This window comes from Cellulomonas sp. P5_E12 (assembly GCF_054049315.1).
Genome location: NZ_JBFUMP010000021.1, coordinates 1 through 19,157, shown reverse-complemented (window position 1 = coordinate 19,157; position 19,157 = coordinate 1). Strand labels below are relative to the sequence as shown.

Below are 19,157 nucleotides of genomic sequence, written 5' to 3'. Positions count from 1 at the left end.
TCAGCGGGTCTCGCGGTGCAGGGTGTGACGGTTGTCGCGCGGGCAGAACTTCTTCATCTCGAGACGGTCGGGGTCGTTCCGACGGTTCTTCTTCGTGATGTAGTTCCGCTCCTTGCACTCCGTGCACGCGAGCGTGATCTTCGGACGGACGTCCGAGCTCTTGCTGGCCATGGTCTTGCCACCTCTCGCACCCGGTACGGGATGCATGCGATCTCGTCATTGCGCGCCGGCCGACGCGCTGTTGTGTCACTGGCGGTAGCGGGAGCGGGACTCGAACCCGCGACACCACGATTATGAGCCGTGTGCTCTAACCACCTGAGCTACCCCGCCATGTCGATGTGCCCACCGTCGGTGCCGCGCAATCACGGCACTTCCTTCGAACGCACCACAGAGCCCCGAAAGGGAATCGAACCCTTGACCTTCTCCTTACCATGGAGACGCTCTGCCGACTGAGCTATCGGGGCAGCGCGAGCAAGGTTACACGGGCCCTGGGGTGGTCGCGAAATCGGCCGCCGTGCCGTGCGTCACCGCCCCATCCCTAAACGATTCACCGCATGGTCGGTGCCGATCGCTGCGTGCCACGATCCGGCCCATGCGCCAGCCTCGACGCAGCACCGCTGCTGCCCTCACGCTCACCGCCGCCCTCCTGCTCACCACCACCGCGTGCACCGGTGGCGACGACGACGCCGCCACCTCAGGTGCCGGCACGGCGGGCACGCAGGCCGCCACGACCTGGCCCACCGCGATCGACCCCACCGCCGCCGCCGACCAGTTCTGGGTGGTGTGGACCGACGTCACCGAGACCGGCGACGGGGACACGACCACGCTGCAGCCCTCGATCGACTCCCTGTCCGCCCTGGGCTACCAGTCCCTGCCGTGGGATCCCGCCTGCCAGAGCGGCGCCGAGGAGCAGCTGGCCGGTCTGACCGGGTTCGCCGACCCGCTGGGCGTGGGCGTCGCGTTCGGGTCCGCGCAGGACGCCGGGACGTTCGACACGCTCTACGAGGGCGCGACGGTGTCGCTGACCGAGGGGACGTACACCTGCAGCGCCTCGTCCTGAGCTGCGAGGACACCTGAATCCGTTGCCTCGGCTCTTCGCGCGGGTGCAGGGTGATCCTGTCGACGCGCGCGAGGGAGGCACACGGTGACGGGAGTGACGGTCCGGCTCGTCGCACCGGGGGCTGACGACGAGCTCGAGCGGGGCGCGTCACGGCTGCGGGACGAGCTGCTCGGACTGTCCGTCGACGACGTGCGACCCGTGGCCGGCGGTGACGCCCCGGAGGGCACCCGCGGACCGTCCGTGGCGGAGCTCGGGGCGCTGCTGGTTTCGCTCGGGCCGTCGCTGCAGCTGCTGCGGTCCGTCGTGCAGGGCATCACGTCGTGGTTGCAGCGCAACCAGGCGGTCGCGGCTGTCACGGTCTCCATCGGAGGCGACACGATCGAGCTCTCCGCGGCGACGAGCGAGCAGCAGGAGCGGCTGGTCGACGCCTGGCTCGCACGCCACGGGGACGGCGAGGACAGCCTGTGACCACCGGCCGGCGCGCCCTGATCGTCGCGGTCGACGAGTACGACGACGCCGGCCTCCGACGACTCGCTGCCCCCGCGCAGGACGCCGCGGCGCTGGCCGAGGCTCTGGGAGCGCCCAGCATCGGCGACTTTGAGGTCACCGTCCTGCACAACGGCACATCCCACGCGGTCCGGGTGGCGGTCGAGGACTTCTTCGCCGACACCCTCCCCGACGACGTCCTGGTCCTGCACTTCTCCTGTCACGGCCTCAAGAGCGCGGCGGGCGAGCTCTTCCTGGCGGCCGCGGACTCACGGCCCGACCGGCTCGCCTCGACCGCCGTCTCCGCGGACTTCGTCAACCGGCAGATGGCCGAGAGCCGGGCGCAGCGCATCGCCCTGTTCCTCGACTGTTGCTACGGCGGCGCGTTCCCGCGCGGCATGACGGTCCGAGGCTCACAGAACGTCCAGGTGCGCGAAGCGTTCGCCGAGGCGCAGCAGGCCGCGGCCGGCGGCCGCGGCCGCATCGTCGTCACGGCGTCGAGCGCCGTCGAGTACGCGTTCGACGGTCCGGAGCTCACGCCCGGCCAGCTGCCGGCGCCATCCGTGTTCACCGGTGCCCTCGTCCGCGGCCTGACCACCGGCGAGGCCGACCGAGACGGCGACGGCTGGGTCGGGCTGCACGAGCTGTTCGCGTACGTCACGGAGCAGGTGCGCGGCTCGACGTCCCACCAGACGCCGCACCTGTGGGCGTTCGGCGCGGACGGCGAGCTGCTCATCGCCCACAGTGGCCGTCGGCGGATCGTGGCCGCGGCCCCGGCGCGCGAGCTGGTCGACGCCAGCACCAGCCCGCTGCCCGCCACCCGGCTGGGTGTCGCGCTCGAGCTCGGCGAGATGCTGCAACGCCCGGACCTGCCCCAGGCCCTCGGCGCGTGGGAGCAGCTGGACCGCATGCGCGACGACGACAGCCAACGGGTCCGCGACGCCGTCGCGACGGCGATCTCGGCAGCCGCCCTCACGGTCGAGCCCGCGCAGCTCGACCTCGAGCGCGTCGCCGACGTCGCCGCGCACGGCATCCTCCGGCTCACCGGTCCTCCGCTCGCCCGCGAGCTGGCCGTGACCAGCGACGTCCCCTGGCTGCAGGCCGAGGTCGAGGGCGACACGATCCAGGTGAGCGCGACGCCGGATCCTGGCGACGAGGCTGCCGGCACGATCATCGTGAAGACGCCGACCGGGGCCACGGACATCGGCGTCACGGTCCGCACCGTGCAGCCCGAGCGTCGTCGTCGCGCCACCCTGCCGGCGCCTGCGCCGGCAGAGCCCGCTCCCGCTGCCGCCCCGCCACCCGCCGCCGCCGTCCCGGCGAGGGTGCCCCCCTGGGTCGTGGCGGGCCTCGTTCTGGTCTCCGCCGCGCAATTCGTCGCCTGCTTCAGGTTCTTGGACTGGAGCGGCGACCTCGAGCAGTACGCGGGCGCGAGCGCCGTTGCGTCGTGCGCCATCGCGGTGGGCGTCGCGGCCGCCGCGGTGCTCTGCCTAGTCCGGCCCAGCGTTGTGCCGCACGCGCTGGGGGTGGCCGCGGGGTGCCTGCTCGCCTACCTGACGTCCGCCGCCTTCACGCTCGCGTCGGTCGTCGTCTTCGACGACGACCGGCCGTCCTGGCTGGTGATCGGGGGCGCCTCGGTCGTCGGTCTTGGACTCGTGGCCGTCGGGCTCGCGCGGGCGGGCGTCCGCGCAGTCAAGCCAGGGTGGGGGCGGCCGGGAGCGATGCCGGTCGTCCTGCTCGTGCTCGGCGCAGTCGGGGTGACCGGTCCCGCGTTCTGGGTGCCGTCGGGAGGAACCTCGTTGATCCAGCTGACGGCGTGGGGGATCCTCGTCCCCGCCGCGACGGTCGTCGTCGCCACGGTCGCGGTCCTGCTGCGGACCGGGCCGGACCTCGACCGGTTCGTCGCGGCGACCGCGTACGGGTTCCTCGCCGCCAGCACCTACGCCACGATCGTCTGGCTTCTGAGGAATGGCGCCTGGTCCCAGGTGCTGGTCGTCGTCTGTGTCGGGGCGGCCCTCCTGTGCGCTGCCGTCGCGCTCTCCCGCACGACGCGGGCCCGGACATGACGAACGGCCGCTCTCGCGAGGAGAACGGCCGTCCGGTCCGTGGCGGGTGAGGGATTCGAACCCCCGTAGGCGTTGCCAGCTGATTTACAGTCAGCCCCCTTTGGCCACTCGGGTAACCCGCCAAGGGTGTGCCCACCGACCGAGAGGACGCCCCAGGGGCGAACGCGCGTGCAGCGTGCGGGTGGAAGGATAGCAACTCCCGGGCAGTGCTCGCGAAACGCAGGCGAGCACCACGAGCACCGACGCCCACGAGACCAGTCCGCGCGACCGCGGGCAGCAGGAGGAGAGCCATGGCGAGCGAAGCCTCGTTCGACGTCGTCAGCAAGGTCGACCGCCAGGAGGTCGACAACGCCCTCAACCAGGCCTCGAAGGAGATCGCCCAGCGGTACGACTTCAAGGGCGTGGGCGCGTCGATCGCGTGGAGCGGCGAGAAGATCCTCATGATCGCCAACTCGTCCGAGCGGGTGCTCGCCGTCCTCGACGTGTTCCAGACCAAGCTGATCCGGCGGGGAATCTCGCTGAAGTCCCTGGACACGGGTGGCGACGACGGCCCCGAGCCGAAGCCGTCCGGCAAGGAGTACCGGCTCGAGGCGCTCATCAAGGAGGGGCTCAGCAGCGAGACCGCCAAGAAGGTCGCCAAGATCATCCGCGACGAGGGCCCCAAGGGCATCAAGACGCAGATCCAGGGCGACGAGCTGCGCGTCACGGGCAAGAGCCGCGACGACCTGCAGACCGTGATCGCGCTGCTCAAGGGCGCCGACGTGGACGCCGACCTGCAGTTCACGAACTACCGCTGACCCTCGCCGCTGCCGTCGGGTGCCGCGGGCAGCGGCCGCCGACGGCGCGGCTGGTCGCACCGAGCGTGCCCGCGCGTCGTGGTGACGCCTGACGCCTCGCGAGTCAGTAGCGCTCGATGCCGCCCTGCTGGCCCGCCTGCGCCTCCAGGCGCGCGATGCGGTCGGCCATCGGCGGGTGCGTCGAGAAGAGCCGGCCGATGCCCGCGCCGCGGAACGGGTTGGCGATCATGAGGTGCGAGACGTCGACGAGCTGGCGGTCCTGCGGGAGCGGGCGCGCCTTGGTGCCCTGCTCGAGCTTGCGCAGCGCCGAGGCGAGCGCCAACGGGTCGTTGGTGAGGCGGGCGCCGTCCTCGTCGGCGTCGAACTCGCGGGTGCGGCCGATGGCGAGCTGGATCATCGTGGCGGCGATGGGTGCGAGGAACGCGAGGAGCAGACCGGCGATCGGGTTGCCGCCGCGGTCGCGGTCGCTGCCCCCGCCGAAGAACAGGGCGAACTGCGCGAGCGACGTGATGACGCCCGCGACGGCCGCGGCGACCGACGACGTGAGGATGTCGCGGTTGTAGACGTGCATGAGCTCGTGCCCGAGGACACCGCGCAGCTCGCGCTCGTCGAGCAGCTGGAGGATGCCCTCGGTGCAGCACACGGCGGCGTTCTGCGGGTTGCGACCGGTGGCGAAGGCGTTGGGGGCGGCCGTCGGCGAGATGTACAGGCGAGGCATGGGCTGTCGCGCGGCGGTCGAGAGCTCGCGCACGATGCGGTACATGCCCGGCTGCTCGATCTCGCTGACCGGCCGCGCGCGCATGGCACGGATCGCGATCTTGTCGGAGTTCCAGTAGCTGTACGCCGTCATCACGAGGCCGAGGCCGGTGAACAGGAGCAGGTACTTCGGGGTGCCGCCGCCGAGCAGCCAGCCGATGCCGAGCAGGACGGCCCACATCGCTCCGAAGAGCGCGGCCGTCTTCAGTCCGTTGTTGTGCTGGTGGCCCATCGTCCTTCTCTCTCGTCGTGCTCGTGCACCCCGTGGAACGCGTGCCGCCGCGTGCGGGTTCCCTCGTATCCTGTCCCACGTCCCGACGACGATCTTCCCAGAGAGAAAGCCGTGAACGCCGTGCGCACAGCCCGCTGGACCGCCCTCGCTGCCCTGGCCGCCCTGGCGCTCGCCGCGTGCGCGCCGACCGACGACGACACGGGGGCCGCGCCGAGTGACGGCAGCCTTGCCACCGTGACCGACGGGGTGCTCACGATCGCTACCTCCGACCCCGCCTACGAGCCCTGGGTCGTGGACAACGACCCGACCAGCGGCAAGGGCTTCGAGTCCGCCGTGGCCTACGCCGTCGCGGACCAGCTGGGCTTCGACAAGGACCACGTGACGTGGGCGGTCGCCAGCTTCGACCAGATCATCGCGCCGGGCGCCAAGAAGTTCGACTTCGCGATCAACCAGGTGTCCATCAGTGACGAGCGCAAGGCCAACCTGGACTTCTCGTCCCCCTACTACACGACCTCGCAGGCCGTCGTGACGCTCGAGGGCTCGCCCGGCGCGGGCGCGAAGACCCTGGCGGACCTCAAGGCCCTGAAGATCGGCGCCATGGTGGGCACGACGAGCCTCACGGCCGCCCAGGAGGCCATCGACCCGACCACGCCGGTGTCGCCGTTCAACGACAACGACCAGGTCAAGCAGGCCCTGACGTCGGGCCTCGTGGACGCGATCGTCGTCGACCTGCCGACCGCGCTCTACATCACCGCGGCCGAGCTGGACGGCGGCATCATCGTCGGCACGCTCCCGGACAGCGCGGGCGGCGACCAGTTCGGCCTGGTGCTCGACAAGGGCAGCGCGCTCACCAAGCCGGTCACGGAGGCCGTCGACGCCCTGGACGCCGACGGCACGCTCGGCGACCTCGAGGCGCAGTGGCTCACCGACGCCGCGGGTGCTCCGGTCCTCAAGTGATCCGCCCGTGAGCTCGTCGGTGGGCTTCGTGCCCTCGGAGCGCCAGCAGGAACGCGACGCCTACCGCCGGGCCCGCACGCGCCGGTCCACGGCGGTGGCCGTCGTCTCGACGGTCGCGCTCGTCGCGGTCGCGGTCCTCGCGCTCATGTCGTCGCCGGGCTGGCCGCGGGTCAAGGCGTCGTTCTTCGACTGGGACGTCGCGACCGCGTCCTTCCCGGCGATCCTGCGGGGCCTGTGGCTGAACATCCGCGTCATGGCGGTGAGCGCGGTCTTCATCGTGATCTTCGCGATGGTCCTCGCGCTCGCGCGCACCCTGCGCGGCCCGGTGTTCTACCCGATCCGCGCGCTGGCCACCGGCTACGTCGACGTGTTCCGGGGCCTCCCGCTGATCCTCGTGCTGCTGCTCGTCGGCTTCGGCCTGCCCGGCCTCCGCCTGCAGGGGATCCCCACCTCGGCGGTCGTGCTCGGCGGGCTCGCCCTGGTGCTCACGTACTCGGCCTACGTCGCCGAGGTGTTCCGCGCCGGCATCGAGTCGATCCACCCGTCCCAGGTGGCTGCCGCGCGTTCCCTCGGGCTCACGCACGCGCAGTCGATGCGGCACGTGGTGCTCCCCCAGGCCGTGCGCCGCGTGATCCCGCCGCTGCTCAACGACCTCGTCGCGCTGTCCAAGGACTCGGGCCTCATCTCGATCCTCGGCGCCATCGACGCCGTGCGCGCCGCGCAGATCGAGACGGCGCGCTACGCCAACTTCACGCCGTACGTCGTCGCCGGGGTGCTGTTCGTCGCCCTGACCATCCCGCTCACCCGGTTCACCGACGCGTTCGCGAAGCGCTCCGGCTGGGTGGGGTCGCAGGGCACGCTGGCCGGCGGCGGGGCGATGCGGTGACGCCCGGGCGGATGCGGGACCCGATGCCGGGCAAGCCGCTGCACGTCGGGGCGCCGCTGCTGTCGGTGCACGGCGTCCGCAAGGCGTTCGGCGACCACGTGGTCCTCGACGACCTCTCCCTCGACGTGCAGGCGCACAAGGTCGTCGTGCTCATCGGCGCGTCGGGGTCCGGCAAGTCCACGCTCCTGCGGTGCATCGACCTGCTCGAGGAGATCGACGACGGCGTCATCGAGCTCGAGGGGCAGGACATCACCGACCCGCGCCTCGACGCGAACGTGGTGCGCGCCCGCATCGGCATGGTGTTCCAGGCGTACAACCTGTTCCCGCACCTGCGCGTCATCGACAACGTCACGCTCGCGCCGCGGCTGGTGCACAAGACGTCGCGCGAGCAGGCGGAGGCCGAGGCCCTCGCCGTCCTCGAGCGGGTCGGCCTGGCGAGCAAGGCCCAGGCGTTCCCCGACGAGCTCTCCGGTGGTCAGCAGCAGCGCGTCGCGATCGCGCGCGCCCTCGTCGGCAAGCCCGCCGTGATGCTCCTCGACGAGGTGACCAGCGCGCTCGACCCGGAGCTCGTCGGCGAGGTCCTGTCCCTGCTCGCCGAGCTCAAGCAGACCGGCCTGACCATGGTCGTCGCGACGCACGAGATGGCCTTCGCGCGCGAGGTGGCCGACGAGGTCTGCTTCCTGCACGAGGGGCGCGTGCACGAGCGCGGCACGCCCGAGCAGGTGCTCGGCGACCCGCAGCAGGAGCGCACGCGCGAGTTCCTGCGCCGCATCACCGGCCCCTGACCGACGACGTCCGAGCAGATGCGTGCATCTGCCCGGACGTCGCGGGTGGTTCGCTCAGGCGCGACCGAGCGAGACCGACACCATCTCGTCGCGCGGGACCAGCTTCACGCGCTCGCGGCCGTGCGGCTCGCCCAGCGAGCGCTCGTAGGCGTCGAGGAGCTCCCAGCCCTGCCACGTGATGACGTCGACGCCGCGGCCGTGCAGGAACTCGGTGACGGCCTCGGGCGCGCGGTCGGTGGCCGTGTAGAAGCCTTCGCCGCCCTCGGCCACGTCCTCGCCGAGGTGCCGGATGGTCTCCGACGCGTCCGACTTGGTGTGCCCGATGAGGCCGACCGGACCGCGCTTGATCCAGCCCGTCGCGTAGACGCCCGGCAGGTGCTCGCCGTCGACGTCGACCACGCGGCCCTCGCGGTTGGGGATCACGCCGGCGACGTCGTCGAACGGGATGTCGACCAGCGGCGAGCCGAAGTAGCCGACCGCGCGGTAGACGGCCTCGACCGGCCAGTCGTGCGTCTGGCCCGTGCCGGTGACGTTGCCGTCCCCGTTGAGCGCGGTGCGCTCGGTGCGGAGGCCGACGACGTGCCCGTCCTCGCCGAGGATCTCGACCGGCTTGTGCAGGAAGTGCAGGTGGATGCGCCGGCTCGCGGTGTTCTCCTCCGGCTCCTTCAGCGTCCAGTCGGTGAGGGTCTTGACGACCTGCTTGGTCTGGTTCGAGGAGTGGATGGCGGCCATCGAGCCGTCGTCGAAGTCGAAGTCCTCGGGGTAGACGATGACGTCGACGTCGGGCACGTGCCCGAGCTCGCGCAGCTCCAGCGGCGAGAACTTCACCTGGGCCGGGCCGCGGCGGGCGAACACGTGGACGTCCGTGACCGGCGAGGCCTTGAGGATGTCGTAGACGTTGCCCGGCAGCTCGGTGGGCAGCAGGTCGTCGGCGTGCTTGGCCAGGATGCGGGCCACGTCGAGGGCCACGTTGCCGGCGCCGAGGACGGCCACGTGCTGGGCCTCGAGCGGCCACGTGCGCGGGACGTCGGGGTGGCCGTCGTACCAGGACACGAAGTCCGCAGCACCGTAGGAGCCCTCGAGGTCGATGCCCGGGACCGGCAGCGACGCGTCGCGGATGGAGCCGGTGGAGAAGATGACCGCGTCGTAGAACTGGCGCAGGTCGTCGAGCTTGAGGTCGGTGCCGTAGTCGACGTTGGCCAGCAGGCGGATGTCCCCGCGCTCCAGCACCTTGTGCAGGGCGACGATGATCTGCTTGATGCGCGGGTGGTCCGGCGCGACGCCGTAGCGCACGAGGCCGAACGGCGCGGGCAGGCGCTCGAAGAGGTCGATGCTGACGTCGAGGTCGGTCTTCGACAGGATGTCGGCGGCGTAGATGCCGGCCGGTCCTGCGCCGACGACGGCCACTCGCAGAGTCGGGGTGCTCACGGGACGCGGGTGCCTTCCGATCAGGGGAGCCCTGCGGGCTGGTGCGTCCTGCGGGGTACCGGCCAGAGCCAGGCACGACGGACGGCACCGTGCAGGACTGTGCTCGCGACCAGTGTAGGACCGGCGGTGAGGCGACCCTTCGTCGAACGCCAGCATCTGGACAGACGTGAGACGGACGAAGGGGCGCCAGCACCGGGACCTAGGCTCGCCACGTGCCCGACTCCCCCACCGCCGCGCGCCCGTCTGCCGCCCTGCGCAGCACCTCCCCCGAGGCACCCCTCGACCGCCTCGGGCTCGCCGCCGGCATCGGCGCCTACGTGCTCTGGGGCGTGCTGCCCCTCTACTTTCCGCTGCTGCAGCCGGCGGGCGCCGTCGAGATCATCGCGAACCGGGTCGTCTGGTCGCTGCTGTTCTGCGTCCTCCTGCTGGGCGTCACCCGGACGTGGGGCGCGTTCGTCGCGGCGCTGCGGCACCGGCGCACGCTCGGGCTGCTCTCGATCGCGGCCGTCCTGCTCGCCGTGAACTGGCTCGTGTTCGTGTTCGGCATCCTCACCGACCGGGTGGTCGACGCCGCGCTCGGGTACTACATCAACCCGCTGGTCACCGTGACCCTCGCCGTCGTCGTGCTGCGCGAGCGGCTGCGCCTGGCGCAGTGGGTGGCGCTCGGGTGCGGCGCCGCGGCCGTCGTCGTCATCACCGCCGGCTACGGGCAGCTGCCGTGGATCGCCCTGGCGCTCGCGCTGAGCTTCGGGTTCTACGGCCTCATCAAGAACCGGGTGGGCCGCAGCGTCGGCGCCGTGCCGGGCCTCGCCGTGGAGACGCTCGTGCTCGCCCCGCTCGCGCTCGGCTACCTCATCTGGATCAACGCGACAGGGACCGGGACGTTCGCCACCGACGGCGTCGGCCACGCCCTGATCCTCGTGTCGTCGGGCGTCGTCACCGCCATCCCCCTGCTGTTCTTCAACTCCGCCGCCCGACGGCTGCCGCTGTCGATGCTCGGGCTGCTGCAGTACATCGCGCCCACCCTGCAGCTGATCATCGGCGTCGTCGTGCTGGGCGAGCAGATGCCCGCGGCGCGGTGGTGGGGGTTCGGGCTCGTCTGGGTGGCGCTCGCGATCCTCACCGTCGACGGCATCCGGAACGGGCGCGCGCAGCGCCTGGGCCGCCGCGCGGCCGAGGTCAGCGCCGGCTGAGCGTCGCGTCGACGACGACCGCCGTGACGTTGTCCCGCCCACCGGCCGCCAGAGCCGCGCCGACCAACCGGTCCGCCGCAGCCTGCGCGGCGTCCTCGGCGCGCAGCTCCGCCTGGATGCGCGCGTCCGACAGCTCGTCCGTGAGCCCGTCCGAGCACACCAGCATCCGGTCCCCGGGGCTCACCGGCAGCAACCACACGTCGGGCTCGACCCGCGAGGCGCCGCCGCCGAGCACCCGCGTGACCACGTTGCGCCGCGGGTACCGGCTCGCCTCGTCCGCGGTCAGCAGACCCTGCGCGACGAGCTCCGCTACCTCCGAGTGGTCGGTGGTGACCTGCTCGAGGACGCCGCCGGCCATCCGGTACGTCCGCGAGTCGCCGATGTTGAGCACCAGCCAGCACGGGGTGTCGCCGTGCACCGTGAGCACGACGCCGGTCACCGTGGTGCCCGGGCGGCGACCGGTCGAGGACGGCAGCGCCCGCACGGCAGCGTGCGCGGCAACCACGGCGCGCCGGACGTCGTCGGTGGTCCGCGCCTCGCCGACGAGCTCCCTGAGCACGCGGATCGCCGTCGCGCTGGCCAACCCGCCCGCGTCGTGCCCGCCCATGCCGTCGGCCACCAGGTAGACACCGTCGGCGGCCCAGACGCTGTCCTCGTTCTGCATGCGGCGCGCCTGCGCGGTGGCGACGCCGACGTCGAGCGTGACGCGGTCGTCGATCATCGGGCGACCGGGCGGCGACGACGGTCCCCCACCATGCGCGCCCCGAGCGCCGTCAGGGCCACCGCCGTGAGTCCGCCGAGCACCCACCACGCGGCGTCGCGCCGCGGGCCGGCGAGCGGCGACACCTCGACCGACGTGTCGATCACCTGGGCCGGCGGCGCCTGGGCGGCTGGACGCGCGTTCACCGGGCTGTCGGGCCCGCGAGCGGAGCCGTCGTCGACGAAGTTGAGCGCCGACGCCGGTCGCACGAGCCCCCAGCCGACGAGGTCGTCCCGCTCGGCCGGGCGCTCCCGCGCCGCCGTGACCTCGAGCCGGTACGCCCACTGCGCCGGCGACTCGTCGGGGTGCTGCTCCACGAGCAGCGCGGCCGCGGCACTCACGTACGCCGTCGCATAGCTGCTCGACGCCTCGACCCCGAGCATGCAGTCCCCACCGCCGGGCAGGGTGGTCAGCACGTTGGTCCCGGGCGCCGCGACGTCGACGTGCGGCCCGTGGATCGAGTCCTCGGTGGCGTTGCCGTCCACGTCCACGGCCGTCACGGCCAGCGCGTCCGGGTACGCCGCCGGGTAGTGCGCGACGTCGGCCTTGTCGTCGGCCGTGGCGCGGTTGCCCGCGCTCGCGACCACCAGCGAGCCGGCCGCGGTCGCCTGCTCGACTGCCGAGCGCAGGGCAGGGTCGTCGACGGTCGTGCTCATGGAGACGTTGATGACCCGGGCGCCCCTCGCGGAGGCCGCGAGGATGCCGGAGGCCATCCGGCCGGCGTCGGGCGCGACGCCGTCCCGGCTCGCCTGCTCGTCGTCGGCGTAGTAGACGCGGACGGGCAGGATCGTCGCGTCCGGCGCGAGGCCGACGACCCCGGAGCCCTCGATCGCGCGCGCGGCGATCTCGCCGGCGACCGCGGTGCCGTGCCCGAAGACGTCCGTGCGGCCGGTCGTCTCCGTCGCCACGCCGACGACGTCGACGCCCGGCACCACGGCCGTGCTCAGGTGCGGGTTGCTCGAGTCGACGCCGGAGTCGACCACCGCCACCATCACGCCGGCCCCCGTGGCAGCGGTCCAGGCGAGGTCCGCGGAGAGCCGGTCGAGGGCGGGCGGGCGCTGGTCGATCAGCACGGGGTGGTCGAGCTCGCACGCGGTGTCCGCGGCCACTGCGGGGGAGCCCAGCGCGACGAGGCCGGCGGCGACCAGCACCGCCGCCACGCCTCCCGCCAGCCCGGTGATCATGCGCCGGCCGGGCTCACCTGCGTCGCGGCCGCGTCCTCGGTGAGCGCAGGCCCGGCCGGCAGGAGCGCGGTCCACGCCGGGGGCACCCGCGTGACGTGCGCGGGCGTGTAGCCCAGGCGGGCCAGCACCTCGTCGCTCGCGTCCGGCACCGGGAACGCGGAGCCGCTCTCGTCGACCAGCAGCACGCCGCCCGCGCCCGCGTCGGTCGTGGCCGCACGGACCAGGGCACCGCCGCCGGGGGCGACGAGGACGCCGGCGGCGGCGTCGGGGTCGGCCGCCGTGGTGACGAGATCCACGTGCGTCTCGGCGCCGGTGGTCAGGCGCGCGCACGCCGACCGGTCGGCGGGCACGGGCACCGGGGCGACCTGGGGCCAGTCCGCGGGCGCGACGGACTCGGTCGCGGTGCGGACGTCCGCCATGTCGGCGGCGCTCGCCCGCACGACCGCGGCGTCCTGCCCGGAGCCCAGCTCGTACAGCGGGAGGGCCAGGTCGCCCAGCGGCGCGAGGTCCCCGTTCTCGTCCACGACGTACCGCTTCGTGTCGGCGCCGACGCCCGAGACCTCGACGACCGTGCCGATCACGGTGTCGAGCGGCAGGCCGGACGTCGACGGCACCTGCTTGCCGGCGTCGGGCACGGTCACCGGCTCGAGGTCGGTGCCCGCGGGGAAGAGGTTGAGCCAGCCGGCCGGAGCCGGGACCGGGGTCGCGGTGTCGAGGCCGAGGGCGCGGAGCACCGCCGACCGGACCTCCAGCGGGATGAGGTACCGCAGGCCGCCGGCGACGACGTAGACGTCGTCGTCGACCGAGACCAGCACACCCGGGGCCGCACCCGACGCCACGGGCGGGGCGGTCGGGGCGTCGTCGGCCCCGTCCCCGTCGACGTCGACCGGCAGGTCCACGCCGAGGGTGGTGCGCGCGCCGTCGGGCACCAGGCACGAGAGCCAGCCCGTGGCGACCAGCCGGTCCTCGGCGGGCGGGGCGTCGGGCGCGCCCGCGATGCCGATGGCGGCGCCGCGCGGGGTGTCGGCGATGTCGTCCTCGGACACCTGCACCACGTGGAAGCTCGACGACGGGACGACCAGGCGGGCGCTCGTCGTGTTGAGCACCGGGTAGAGCGTGCCCTTCACCGCGACGTACCGCGTGCCGACGTTCTTGACGACCACGAGCGAGCTGTCGTCCCAGCCGTCCGGCAGCGTCGGCTTGAGCAGGCCGTACGCGAGGCTGCCGAGCACCAGGATCACCGTGAGCAGGATGCCCGCGACGACGCCGCGCATGGGCTTGGTGGGCTCGAGCTCCTGCCCGGCCGGCGCACCGCTGACGAACGCGGTGAGGAGTCGACGGCGGCTATAGGTCTGCGCCTCGACGAGGTCACGCTTGGACGCCATCGGCCGCTCAGACCAACCCTGCAGCGGCGACGCCGAGCGGCAGCAGGACCGCGAGGCAGGTCACCTCGAGGACGTCGCCCACCCGTGCGAGGCCGACCCGCTGGCGCGGGGCCACCAGGCCGATCCCCACGACCACGGCCGCGCCCGCGCCCGCGAGCGCGACCAGCGCGCCCCTCCAGGACGGGTGCAGCACGGCGGCCTCGAACACGGTCGCCGCCATCCCGACGATCCCCGCGGAGACCACCAGCAGGACGTCGAGCCTCGAGTACGACTGCCGGCTCGACAGCAGCACACCGGCGAAACCGACGAGCAGCAGGACCGTGCCGACGACGCCCAGCGCGACGACCGCGGGGGTGGCCGCGAGCGCGAACAGGCCCACGGCGACCCGCAACGAGACCTGCAGGCGGTGCCCGCTCTCGAGCTGCCGGCGCACGCGCTCGGGGTCGACGGGGGGCGGGTCGAGCAGGATCTCCGCCTCGGTGCGCGCGCTGACCACGCGCAGCGGAGTGCTGGACAGCGCGAGCCACGGAACGCCGATGCTGGCGGTGACGACGATCGCGACGACGACCGCGAGCACCTCTCCCGCGGCGGCGTCGGTGAGCGCGACGGTCGCCCCGCTGACCGCCAGCGCGAGGCCGAGCACCACGGGACCGGCCGCGAGCTCGCGACGGTCGACCAGCGCGGGCATCCCGACGAGGCCGGCGCCCACCAGCCCGACGCCCGCCCACACGGCCGGCCAGCCCCAGCCCGGCGCGGACGAGCCCACGGTCAGACCGGCGACCCCGCCCAGGACGGCGGCGGCCAGCACGAGGATGCGCCCGGTCGCCGGTTCCCGGCCGACGCGCCCGACGACCGCCCCGCAGGCGAGCGCCAGCACCGCTCCGGCCGCCGCGACGACCGGCGGCATGGCCGCGGCCGGGTCCGCGCCGACGAGCAGGGCGGCCGCGACGAGTACGAGCGCCACGGCGCCCCACGCCGCGCCCAGCGCGCTGTCGCGGGACGTCCAGGGCTGGTACTGCGACTCGACGGCGTCGGCCACGGCCTCGACGACGTCGTCGTACACGCGCACCTCGGGCCTGCGGGCGCCCGACTCGAGCGTGAGCACCGCGCCGTCCTCGACGCCCGCGGCGAGCAGGCTGCGGGCCGAGTCGACGGGCTCGCCGTCGGCGCGGACCAGGCGGTAGCCCCCGTAGACCGACGCAGCGTCGAGCACGCCCAGCGTGCGCGCCAGGCCGGGGACGATCTCGGCGGCCGCGACGTTGCCCGGGACACCGAGGTCGACCCGGCGGTCCCCGGCGGTCACGGAGACCCGCAGGAGGGTGCCGACGGGCGTCGGGGACGGGCTCGGATCGGTCATCGGCGTCCTTCGTGTGCGTCGGCGGGCGCCGATCCGCGAGAGGTCGTCGGTCAGCATAACCAGTGGCGTCCGGCCCGGCCGTCGCTCGCCACAGGCCCGCCCGAACTAGCCTCCTCGCCCTCCTCCGGCCGGGTGAACGCTGTCCACAGTCCGTCGCCCGAGGCGACGAGCACTGTCCGTTTCGGCTAAGGTCCAGTCGGTTCCGTGGGAATTTTCCCCGGCTCCGGCACCGCCCGAACCGGGGGTGTCCCAAGGTTCGGCCTCGCGTCGTTTTCGGGGCCGCGTGCAGGGGAGGTGTCATGGCAGCAGAAGTCTCCGCAGCTGATGGTGCGCTCAAGCAGGGCGCGGACGTCGTCGCCCGTTCTCGTGGGGAGCTGCAGCGCGAGCTGAGCTCGCTGGAGGGCAAGCTGGCCGGCATCGGGTCGCACTGGCAGGGCCAGGGCGCCGTCGCGTTCAACCAGCTGATGACCCGCTGGCGCGAGGACGCCACGAAGATCGTCTCGGCGCTCAACGAGTTCGAGTCGAACCTCGTCTCCTCCCAGTCCACCTACACCGCGTCCGACGACGCCCAGCAGTCGGTGTTCTCCCGGCTGTCGGGTCGCCTCGGCTGATCGACGAGGAGCTGACGATGAGCGACCTGAAGGTCAACTTCGGTGGCCTGGCCACCGCCGCCGCCGACATCCAGACCGGCGCCCGCCAGATCGAGGCCCGCCTGGCCGACCTGGACTCCTCGCTGCAGCCGCTGCGCGCGAACTGGTCCGGCGAGGCGTCCGCGTCCTACGAGGCCGCACGCGCCAAGTGGACCGCCGCGATCGAGGACATGAAGGCGCTGCTCGCCGACGTCGGGCGTGCCGTGGCGACCTCCGGAGAGGACTACCAGTCCACCGAGAAGTCGAACGCCTCGCGCTGGTGAACCGCCCRCCGGCCCGCTGACGGGCCGGCGACCGCACGACCCGTGGCGGTCGCGCACCCCTGAGGGCGGTGCGCGGCCGTCACGCTCACGGTGTTCACGAAGACCGCAGGCCGGTTCAGGGGGATACGCATGGGCACCGACCCAGGCACGCAGACGAAGGGTTCCACGGTGGCCGCAGGGGACATCCAGCTCGAACGTGAGGTCGTCAAGGCGCGCCTCGAGACACTCGTGCACCTGCAGGAGTACGTCACGATGCTGCGCAACTCCTTGCACGACCTGCGCTCCCGCCAGACCACTGGCACGTGGTCGACGGCCGGCCAGACGCAGCAGTTCGTCAACGCCTACCGCGGTCAGCTCACGTCCCTCGACACCGAGCTGCGGCTGATCCACCAGCAGATGGCCGAGTACCACGCGACGCTGCAGTCGAACATGTCCAGCCTGGTCAGCACCGACGAGGACGTCCAGGCCCGCCTCATGCAGGTCGCCCAGCGCCTCAACGCGTCCCCGAACGGCGCCACGGCCCCTCCTGGCACGCCCGGCGCCCCCGGGTCGCCGGTGCCCGCGCCGACGAGTGCGGCACCCCGCGAGCACGGCGTCGGATGAGGCTGCCCGCACGGGCCGCCGCCGCCACCGCACTCCTGCTCGGCCTCCTGTCCGCCACGGCGTCCGGTGCGCTCGCCGCGGACGACCCGATCCGTGAGCAGGGCCTCTGGTACTACAACCAGACCGGCATGGCCGACATCCACCAGCGCACCACCGGCACGGGCGTGACGGTCGCCGTCATCGACGGCCCGATCAACCCGCAGTCCGCCGACCTGGCGGGTACCGACGTGACCACGCACGAGCCTGCGTACTGCGCCGAGGCCGAGGGCGGTCCGCCCATCGCCACGGTCACCACGTCGGCGGCGGCGGAGCACGCCACGGCGATGTCGACGATCCTGCTCGGCACGGGCGCGGGAGTCGGTGGGCAGCCGGGCACGCTCGGCATCGCGCCGGGCGCCCGCGTGCTGCACTACGTGGCGACCACGGGCGTGCAGGTCGCGGACGACGGCTCCACGGCACCCTGCCTCGCCCCGGCGGGCGTGGAGGGCAGCGCCCTGCGGCAGGCCGTCGACGACGGCGCGAAGATCATCAGCATGTCCATCACGGACGACAACCTGGACTGGGCCGACGTCGCCTACGCCCAGCAGCACGGCGCCATCATCGTGGCCGCCGCCCCGCACGACGGAGCGACCGGCCTGCTGCCGCCCGCGTCGGGCAACGGTGTCGTCGCCGTGGAGTCGATCGGCCCGGACGGGCAGCTCGCGCCCGAGAACAACTCCGACCCCCGCCTCACGGTCGCGGCACCGGGCGAGTACTACGCCATGCTCGTCGCGGAGGAGGACTGGACCGTCTACCGGTACACCACCGGGTCCTCGAACGCGACGGCGTTCACGTCCGGCGCGCTCGCCCTCGTCTGGTCCGCGTACCCGACGGCGACCGCGAACCAGATGATCCAGACCCTGATCCGCAACACCGACACGACCGACCACGAGCTGGGGCGCGACGACGCGTGGGGCTACGGCGCGGTGAACGTCCGCCACATGCTCGAGCACGACCCGACCACGTACCCCGACGAGAACCCCCTGCTCACCGACGACCCCAGCGTCCAGCCGAGCACCGCCGAGATCCTGGGTGCCACCACGGCGGCTCCCACGGCCGACCCGGCTCCGACGACCACCTCCCCCGCCGACCCCGCCGCTGACCCGGACGGCGGCACCTCGACGCTGCTGGTGGTCGGCGGCATCCTGGTCCTGCTCGTCGTCGCCGGGATCGTCGTCGGGGTGGTCATCGCCCGGAGACGCACGGGATCCGCACCGCCGCCCGCCTGAGCCTCGCCGGCCCGGGCCGGCACCGCTGACACCGCAATGCACTGCAGAAGGGAACCGAGATGGGACAGCACGCCGACGACCTGAGCGCGTCACTGGACGCCGAGGTCGGTTCGCTGCACGACGACACCGACCAGCTCGGCCTGATCAGCAACGCGGTGAGCACCTACGCCCAGTCGCTGCGGTCGATGGCGACCGACCTCGGCATCGGCGGCGACACGGCCGACGTGGCCGGCGAGTCCTTCGCGGCCCTGGCCACCGCGATCGTCAAGACCGCCGACCGATTCGACGGCGTCGCGTCGTCCGCGGCCACGGCCCGGTCGGCGATCCTCCAGGCGCGCGAGGACTACCGTGCCCTTCCGGACGGCGAGCTCAGCGCCGCCGAGCAGGCCGCGCTGACGGTCGGCGGCACCATCGCGCTGCCCGGGATCGGCACGGTGGCCGCGAGCATCGCGGGCAGCATCTGGTCGAACCAGCGTGAGGAGGAGCGGGAGAAGGCGGCCCAGAAGGCGATCGCCACGCTCAACGCGTCCCTGCAGGCGGCCAGCAGCAGCTTCCCGCCGGCCACGCACCTGCCCGACGGGCCGACCGACGGCGGTCAGAGTCAGGAGGACGGCAAGGGCGACCGAGTGGGTGGCACCCCGGTCCAGAGCGCGCCCTCGCTGGGCGGCCACGCCCCGTCCGCACCCGGCGGCTCCGGCAGCACGCCGACGCTGGGGACGACGACGGGCGTCATCGTGCCGCCGACGATCGGCCGACCTCCGGTCACCGTGATCCTTCCCCCGACCGGCACCACGCCGACGGACCCGAGGCCGCCCGTCGTCGACCCCAAGCCGCCGGTGACACCCCCCGGCCCGAGGACCGACACGACGCCCGACGGAGACCTCGACGGCACCGTGCCCGGCACCGATCCTGGCAACCAGTGGCACGGCACCGGGCCGCACGGTGGCGGCGTCGGCGTGGGGGGCAGCGCGGTCGGTGGCGGCGCGCTCGCCGGTGGCCTCGCCGTCGGCGGCACGGCGCTCGGCGCGGCCGGCCTGAACC

20 protein-coding genes and 3 tRNA genes are annotated in these 19,157 nt (G+C 73.2%); 13 read left to right on the top strand and 10 right to left on the bottom strand.

The window, feature by feature from the left end; genetic code table 11:
- The 3 genes from rpmG to ACXJKA_RS16250 form a co-directional block, all read right to left on the bottom strand.
- Positions 1–171, bottom strand: a complete 171-nt coding sequence (rpmG, locus tag ACXJKA_RS16260) for a 50S ribosomal protein L33 (RefSeq protein ID WP_029290226.1) — start codon at positions 169–171, stop codon at positions 1–3.
- Positions 172–256: 85 nt separating this feature from the next.
- Positions 257–330 (bottom strand) — tRNA-Met (locus ACXJKA_RS16255).
- A 61-nt stretch (positions 331–391) separates the two neighbouring features.
- Positions 392–464 (bottom strand) — tRNA-Thr (locus tag ACXJKA_RS16250).
- Between the two features lie 128 nt (positions 465–592).
- Between ACXJKA_RS16250 and ACXJKA_RS16245 the strand changes: the two genes are divergently transcribed.
- The 3 genes from ACXJKA_RS16245 to ACXJKA_RS16235 all read left to right on the top strand — a co-directional run bounded on the left by ACXJKA_RS16245 (position 593) and on the right by ACXJKA_RS16235 (position 3,612).
- Entirely contained in the window at positions 593–1,060 is a 468-nt protein-coding gene (locus ACXJKA_RS16245; RefSeq protein ID WP_456826258.1) for a hypothetical protein, read from the top strand.
- Between the two features lie 84 nt (positions 1,061–1,144).
- Positions 1,145–1,528: a hypothetical protein gene (locus ACXJKA_RS16240; protein ID WP_456826257.1), complete on the top strand. Its 384-nt coding sequence runs from the start codon at positions 1,145–1,147 to the stop codon at positions 1,526–1,528.
- Entirely contained in the window at positions 1,525–3,612 is a 2,088-nt protein-coding gene (locus ACXJKA_RS16235) for a caspase family protein (protein WP_456826256.1), read from the top strand. Before ACXJKA_RS16240 ends, ACXJKA_RS16235 begins: the two co-directional genes overlap by 4 nt.
- Positions 3,613–3,652: 40 nt before the next feature.
- Here ACXJKA_RS16235 and ACXJKA_RS16230 read toward each other — a convergent pair.
- A tRNA-Tyr gene (locus tag ACXJKA_RS16230) sits at positions 3,653–3,734 on the bottom strand.
- Positions 3,735–3,902: 168 nt separating this feature from the next.
- Between ACXJKA_RS16230 and ACXJKA_RS16225 the strand changes: the two genes are divergently transcribed.
- Positions 3,903–4,409, top strand: a complete 507-nt coding sequence (locus ACXJKA_RS16225; RefSeq protein WP_456826255.1) for a YajQ family cyclic di-GMP-binding protein — start codon at positions 3,903–3,905, stop codon at positions 4,407–4,409.
- Positions 4,410–4,512: 103 nt separating this feature from the next.
- Here the strand turns inward: ACXJKA_RS16225 and htpX are convergent, their stop codons facing one another.
- On the bottom strand, positions 4,513–5,397 hold the full coding sequence (gene htpX / locus ACXJKA_RS16220; protein ID WP_456826254.1) for a zinc metalloprotease HtpX: 885 nt from the start codon (positions 5,395–5,397) through the stop codon (positions 4,513–4,515).
- Positions 5,398–5,508: 111 nt separating this feature from the next.
- On the opposite strand from htpX, the gene ACXJKA_RS16215 reads away from it, so the two are divergent.
- Genes ACXJKA_RS16215 through ACXJKA_RS16205 form a run of 3 tightly spaced genes read left to right on the top strand, consistent with a single transcriptional unit; the run spans position 5,509 to position 8,025 of the window.
- Complete coding sequence (locus ACXJKA_RS16215) at positions 5,509–6,354, top strand: ABC transporter substrate-binding protein (RefSeq protein ID WP_456826253.1); 846 nt, start codon at positions 5,509–5,511, stop codon at positions 6,352–6,354.
- A 7-nt stretch (positions 6,355–6,361) separates the two neighbouring features.
- Positions 6,362–7,240, top strand: coding sequence for an amino acid ABC transporter permease (locus tag ACXJKA_RS16210; protein WP_456826252.1), 879 nt, complete (start codon positions 6,362–6,364; stop codon positions 7,238–7,240).
- Positions 7,241–7,251: 11 nt separating this feature from the next.
- Positions 7,252–8,025 (top strand): amino acid ABC transporter ATP-binding protein, encoded by a 774-nt coding sequence (locus ACXJKA_RS16205; protein WP_456826251.1) that lies wholly within the window; start codon positions 7,252–7,254, stop codon positions 8,023–8,025.
- A gap of 54 nt (positions 8,026–8,079) precedes the next feature.
- Here ACXJKA_RS16205 and ACXJKA_RS16200 read toward each other — a convergent pair whose 3' ends face one another.
- A complete protein-coding gene (locus tag ACXJKA_RS16200) occupies positions 8,080–9,453 on the bottom strand; it encodes an FAD-dependent oxidoreductase (protein WP_456826250.1) in 1,374 nt (457 codons plus the stop codon).
- A gap of 212 nt (positions 9,454–9,665) precedes the next feature.
- On the opposite strand from ACXJKA_RS16200, the gene rarD reads away from it, so the two are divergent.
- Entirely contained in the window at positions 9,666–10,646 is a 981-nt protein-coding gene (gene rarD / locus ACXJKA_RS16195; protein ID WP_456826249.1) for an EamA family transporter RarD, read from the top strand.
- On the opposite strand, the gene ACXJKA_RS16190 is transcribed toward rarD, so the two are convergent.
- Genes ACXJKA_RS16190 through eccD form a run of 4 tightly spaced genes read right to left on the bottom strand, consistent with a single transcriptional unit; the run spans position 10,633 to position 15,332 of the window.
- Entirely contained in the window at positions 10,633–11,367 is a 735-nt protein-coding gene (locus ACXJKA_RS16190; protein WP_456826248.1) for a PP2C family protein-serine/threonine phosphatase, read from the bottom strand. The genes rarD and ACXJKA_RS16190 overlap by 14 nt on opposite strands.
- Entirely contained in the window at positions 11,364–12,590 is a 1,227-nt protein-coding gene (locus ACXJKA_RS16185; protein WP_456826247.1) for a S8 family serine peptidase, read from the bottom strand. Before ACXJKA_RS16185 ends, ACXJKA_RS16190 begins: the two co-directional genes overlap by 4 nt.
- A complete protein-coding gene (gene eccB / locus ACXJKA_RS16180) occupies positions 12,587–13,975 on the bottom strand; it encodes a type VII secretion protein EccB (RefSeq protein WP_456826246.1) in 1,389 nt (462 codons plus the stop codon). Before eccB ends, ACXJKA_RS16185 begins: the two co-directional genes overlap by 4 nt.
- A 7-nt stretch (positions 13,976–13,982) precedes the next feature.
- Positions 13,983–15,332, bottom strand: a complete 1,350-nt coding sequence (gene eccD, locus ACXJKA_RS16175) for a type VII secretion integral membrane protein EccD (RefSeq protein WP_456826245.1) — start codon at positions 15,330–15,332, stop codon at positions 13,983–13,985.
- 299 nt (positions 15,333–15,631) lie between these two features.
- Here eccD and ACXJKA_RS16170 point away from each other — a divergent pair, with 299 nt between their 5' ends.
- The 5 genes from ACXJKA_RS16170 to ACXJKA_RS16150 all read left to right on the top strand — a co-directional run.
- Positions 15,632–15,943 carry a WXG100 family type VII secretion target gene (locus ACXJKA_RS16170; protein WP_456826244.1) on the top strand — a complete coding sequence of 104 codons (312 nt, stop codon included), beginning with the start codon at positions 15,632–15,634 and terminating at the stop codon, positions 15,941–15,943.
- Between the two features lie 17 nt (positions 15,944–15,960).
- Positions 15,961–16,245, top strand: coding sequence for a WXG100 family type VII secretion target (locus ACXJKA_RS16165; protein WP_456826243.1), 285 nt, complete (start codon positions 15,961–15,963; stop codon positions 16,243–16,245).
- Positions 16,246–16,374: 129 nt separating this feature from the next.
- On the top strand, positions 16,375–16,848 hold the full coding sequence (locus ACXJKA_RS16160; protein WP_456826242.1) for a hypothetical protein: 474 nt from the start codon (positions 16,375–16,377) through the stop codon (positions 16,846–16,848).
- Positions 16,845–18,116: a S8 family peptidase gene (locus tag ACXJKA_RS16155; protein WP_456826241.1), complete on the top strand. Its 1,272-nt coding sequence runs from the start codon at positions 16,845–16,847 to the stop codon at positions 18,114–18,116. The genes ACXJKA_RS16160 and ACXJKA_RS16155 overlap by 4 nt, the downstream gene beginning before the upstream one ends.
- A 59-nt stretch (positions 18,117–18,175) precedes the next feature.
- Positions 18,176–19,157, top strand: a 982-nt coding sequence (locus ACXJKA_RS16150) for a hypothetical protein (RefSeq protein WP_456826240.1), incomplete at its 3' end; no start/stop codon positions are given.